The organism is Prevotella sp. CAG:592, assembly GCF_000436015.1.
Lineage (GTDB): Bacteria > Bacteroidota > Bacteroidia > Bacteroidales > Bacteroidaceae > Prevotella > Prevotella pectinovora.
Window position 1 is genome coordinate 1 of the sequence record NZ_FR892489.1, and the last position, 3,952, is coordinate 3,952.

The following is a 3,952-nucleotide window of genomic DNA, read 5'->3' on the forward strand; positions in this document are numbered from 1 at the left end:
AGCGTCTTGCCGACATGTGAGAAGGCAACGGCACCATGATGAGGATATCCTTTCTGGATGAGCACGTGGCGATAGAAACGACCCATCTCGCGGATGGCAAAGATTCCTATGCCGCCGAACGAGCGTGTAGGCACGTCGAGCACCTCGCCCTCAGCGATATAAGAGCGCAGATTGCCCTCAGAGTCACACTGCAGACGATAGAATGTGATTGGGCTGGCAGCGATGTCTCCCTCCAGAGTGCCACGGGTGAAGTCGGGAGTGCCACCGTTCTCGAGCAGACGGTTCTGGATGAGCTGATATTTGATGGCACGGGCAGAACACATCTTGCACTGAGGAGTGTTGCCGCAGTGGAAGCCCATGAAGGTGTCTGTGAGCTGGTAGTCGTATTTGCCGGTGATGTCCTCGTCGTAGATATATTTAGGCACGGAGTTGTTGATGTCGAGCAGAGTCACCGTGTCGTCAGAAGCACAGATGCCGATGAACTCTGAGAGAGCACCGTAGATGTCCACCTCGCAAGCCACAGGGATGCCACGGCTTGCCAGACGGCTGTTCACGTAGCATGGCTCAAATCCGAACTGGCTTGGGAATGCAGGCCAGCATTTGTCGGCGAATGCCACATACTGGCGGGAACCCTTGTGTTGCTCTGCCCAGTCAAGGAGAGTAAGCTCAAACTGTGCCATGCGGCGGCTCAGGTCCGGGTAATATTTGCCTTCGCCCATCTCTTCTGCCATTTCCTTGCATACGGCGTCGATGCGAGGGTCGTTCTCGTGCTCCTTGTAAGCCACGAGCAGGTCGAGCTCTGAATTCTCTTCTATCTCCACGCCCAGTTCATAGAGTCCCTTGATAGGAGCGTTGCAAGCGAAGAAATCCTGTGGACGAGGACCGAAGGTGATGATTTTCAGACCCTTCAGACCTATGATGGTGCGTGCCACCGGCACGAAGTCTTTGATCATCTTTGCCACTTCCTCTGCCGTTCCAACCGGATACTCAGGGATATATCCCTTCAGATGGCGCATGCCCAGATTGTATGAGCAGTTGAGCATACCGCAGTATGCGTCTCCACGGCCGTTTATCATGTCGCCGTCGCCTTCGGCAGCTGCCACAAACATCACCGGACCGTCAAACTCCTTTGCAATAAGTGTCTCCGGTGTTTCCGGACCGAAGTTGCCGAGGAACACCACGAGGGCGTTGCAGCCTTCTGCCTTCACTTCGGCAACGGCCTTGAGCATGTCCTGCTCATTCTCTACGGTGGTCTGGCAGTTGAAAATCTCACCTGTGTATTCTTTTACAATGTTCTCGCGACGCTGTGTTGACAGTGCGATAGGGAAACAGTCACGGCTGACGGCGATGATGCCCAGCTTGACCTGAGGAATGTTGTTGCTAACCATAATTGTATTTTTGAAATGTTTTTGTATGTCTGTTTCTTTGGTAAAGATGTATGCAAAGATACATTTTATATTATATATAAAAAAGAATTAATGAAGTGTATTAATAACAATTAGCATTAATTCACTCCATGAACTGCACTTGCGGCATGTCGCAAGCGGTATGCCGGCTCCTTCATGCCCTAATGACCGGTTTTGGTCAAACGGTCATCATGACCATAAGATATTGTTTCAAGCCCAATCTGTCATTAGGGTTTGTTGTGGTCGGTTTATTTGCTCGACAGGTGGAGAAAACGCGTTATGCGGTGTCCCAGATCGCGTTTCTTGTTGTCGATGAATGCGTCGAGAATCCTTGTGGTCCCGTTTAGCGGCACCACGTCGTAGTCGGCGATGGCGGCAGGGATAAGACAGCTGTATCCCTCTCTCACCGTCGTCTCTTCGCCTGTCTCTCTTATCCTTATCTTGAAGTCGCCCTTGATACACATCGTTATGATGAAACTGTCGTATTTCAGCAGGTTGCGGTGGAACGGCTCCGTCAGTTCAGCCACTCTTACGCTGAAGAACTGTGAATCCATAATGAGGTTGGCACGGTTGTCATCCTCTTTATATATAGTGCGATATTCGTCCTCCACATTGAAGTCGAGAGCTTCGGCAGCCAGTTCGGTGTGCAGCTCACGCGGTTTCCCGTCCAGGCCGGGTCTGTTGTAGTCGAAGATGCGGTAGGTGACGTCTGACGACTGCTGCACTTCGGCAAGCAGGATGCCGCTGCAGATGGCGTGTACTCTGCCTGCCGGCAGATAGAACACATCGCCGGCCTTCACCTCATGGCGGGCAAGCACGTCGGTTATGGTGCCGTCGGCGATACGCTTCTTGTATTCGTATTCAGAGATTTTCGATTTGAATCCGGCATATAGATAACTGCCGGGATTGGCGTCGATGACATACCACATCTCTGTCTTTCCCGATTTGCCGTGTACTCTCTTTGCCATCTCGTCGTTGGGATGCACCTGAATGCTGAGGTCTCCTTTGGCATCGATGAGTTTCACGAGCAGTGGCATCTTGCCATCATACAGCTTGTTCACCGATTCGCCCAGGATTTCCTTCGGATGTGCGTCGATAACGGTTGTCAGTTCTTTGCCTGCCCATTCGCCGTTGCTCACGATGCTTGTGCTCGACGGTACGGCGCTCACCTCCCAGCTTTCGCCGATGGGGGTATCTTGCGGCTTGAGTCCCTTATAGGGGCAGAGCCTGTCGCCTCCCCATACCACGGTGTGCAGGTTGGGTTCGAATAATAGCGGATATAGTGTCATGTTCTTCTGTCTGTTGTTCAAAATAAGTTAATTACAAACTTGTCTATAAGATAATGCAAAGATACATTTTTTTTATTTACTCCAAAAAACAAACAGAAATATATTTGTTGATGCGTATTGAAACTTATCTCACGTTGATTATCTTGTGTGTCTGCAACGACAGTTTCCATTTGGGGTGCTTCAGACAATAGTCTATCGTTCCCCGCAGGTTTGCCTTGTTCTGCGTCTCGTCTTTCACGTCGCATGGTTGCAGGCGGTATTCCTTTGCTTCTACATTGGCATATCTGTCCACTCCTTCGTCGTTGCCCTCATACACCACCTTCAGCTCGTCTATCCTGTGCAGCTTCAGCGGTTTCCCTTTCGGCGAACATGTTATCCAGTCTATACGGCAGTCTTCTGGCAGTTCGTATGTGCCGTTGGTCTCCATTGCCACATAGCATCCCTCCGCATGTAGCTTCTCTATAAGCGATGCCGTGACCTGCATCGAAGGTTCTCCGCCGGTGATGACAACGAAGCGTGCCGGAAATTGCCTCACTTCCTCAACAATCTCCTCCTCTGTCATCTCCACGTATCTGGAGTGGTCGGTGTCGCAGAACGAACACTTGAGGTTGCAGCCGGCAAAGCGCACGAAAACGGCTGGCGTTCCCGTGTGGCGTCCTTCTCCCTGCAGACTGTAGAATATCTCGTTTATCCGCATCATTCCTCCTCGTCCTTAACGTATGTCACCATATTGTTGGAACTCTCTTCCACGTCCACCTTATAGCATTCCGGAATCTGGTCGCACACCCATTTGGCTATGTTCTCCGCCGTAGGGTTGAAAGGCAGCAGCTCGTTGAAGTTGCCGTGGTCAAGATAGTCGTGTATCTTGTTCTTGATATGCTTGAAATCAATCACCATCCCCACCTCGTTCAGTTCTCTGGCCTTGCAGTATACGGTAACGATCCAATTGTGACCATGCAGGTTTGTGCATTTGCTCTCGTAGGGCAGACTGAGTTTGTGGCAGCCTGCTATTTCCATCTTCTTTTTTACGTAATACATTTATTGTGAAGCTAATTCTGACTGCAAAGTTAGTGTAAAAATCCTAATTCCGGCATCTCCAATAGGGTGTTTAGGGCTTAAAACTCTTCAGACAAGCTTAAAAAGTCTAAATATCAGTGTTTTTGTAACAACTTTGTAATAAATGATAATTACTTTTGCATCCGCTTGAGAAGACAGGCTTGAGGATATTCCTCCCGCCTTTGTCAACTCGTCAACTTG

General features: G+C 50.0%; 4 protein-coding genes. All 4 read right to left on the minus strand.

Annotated elements, in window-relative coordinates; translation table 11 throughout:
- Positions 1-1,388: L-fucose/L-arabinose isomerase family protein (locus tag QVO99_RS00600; protein ID WP_288176836.1), on the minus strand; the 1,388-nt coding region annotated here is incomplete at its 3' end.
- Between the two features lie 266 nt (positions 1,389-1,654).
- Positions 1,655-2,695 (minus strand): type I phosphomannose isomerase catalytic subunit, encoded by a 1,041-nt coding sequence (locus QVO99_RS00605; protein WP_022315645.1) that lies wholly within the window; start codon positions 2,693-2,695, stop codon positions 1,655-1,657.
- 124 nt (positions 2,696-2,819) lie between these two features.
- Positions 2,820-3,395 carry a 7-carboxy-7-deazaguanine synthase QueE gene (locus QVO99_RS00610; RefSeq protein ID WP_022315646.1) on the minus strand — a complete coding sequence of 192 codons (576 nt, stop codon included), beginning with the start codon at positions 3,393-3,395 and terminating at the stop codon, positions 2,820-2,822.
- On the minus strand, positions 3,392-3,733 hold the full coding sequence (locus QVO99_RS00615; protein ID WP_042518701.1) for a 6-pyruvoyl trahydropterin synthase family protein: 342 nt from the start codon (positions 3,731-3,733) through the stop codon (positions 3,392-3,394). Before QVO99_RS00615 ends, QVO99_RS00610 begins: the two co-directional genes overlap by 4 nt.
- Between the last annotated feature and the right edge of the window lie 219 nt (positions 3,734-3,952).

Bases quoted from the DNA above. Each gene is read 5' to 3' on its own strand.
- QVO99_RS00615 (WP_042518701.1), bottom strand. From the start codon at position 3,733: ATGTATTACGTAAAAAAGAAGATGGAAATAGCAGGCTGCCACAAACTC.
- QVO99_RS00610 (WP_022315646.1), bottom strand. From the start codon at position 3,395: ATGATGCGGATAAACGAGATATTCTACAGTCTGCAGGGAGAAGGACGC.
- QVO99_RS00605 (WP_022315645.1), bottom strand. From the start codon at position 2,695: ATGACACTATATCCGCTATTATTCGAACCCAACCTGCACACCGTGGTA.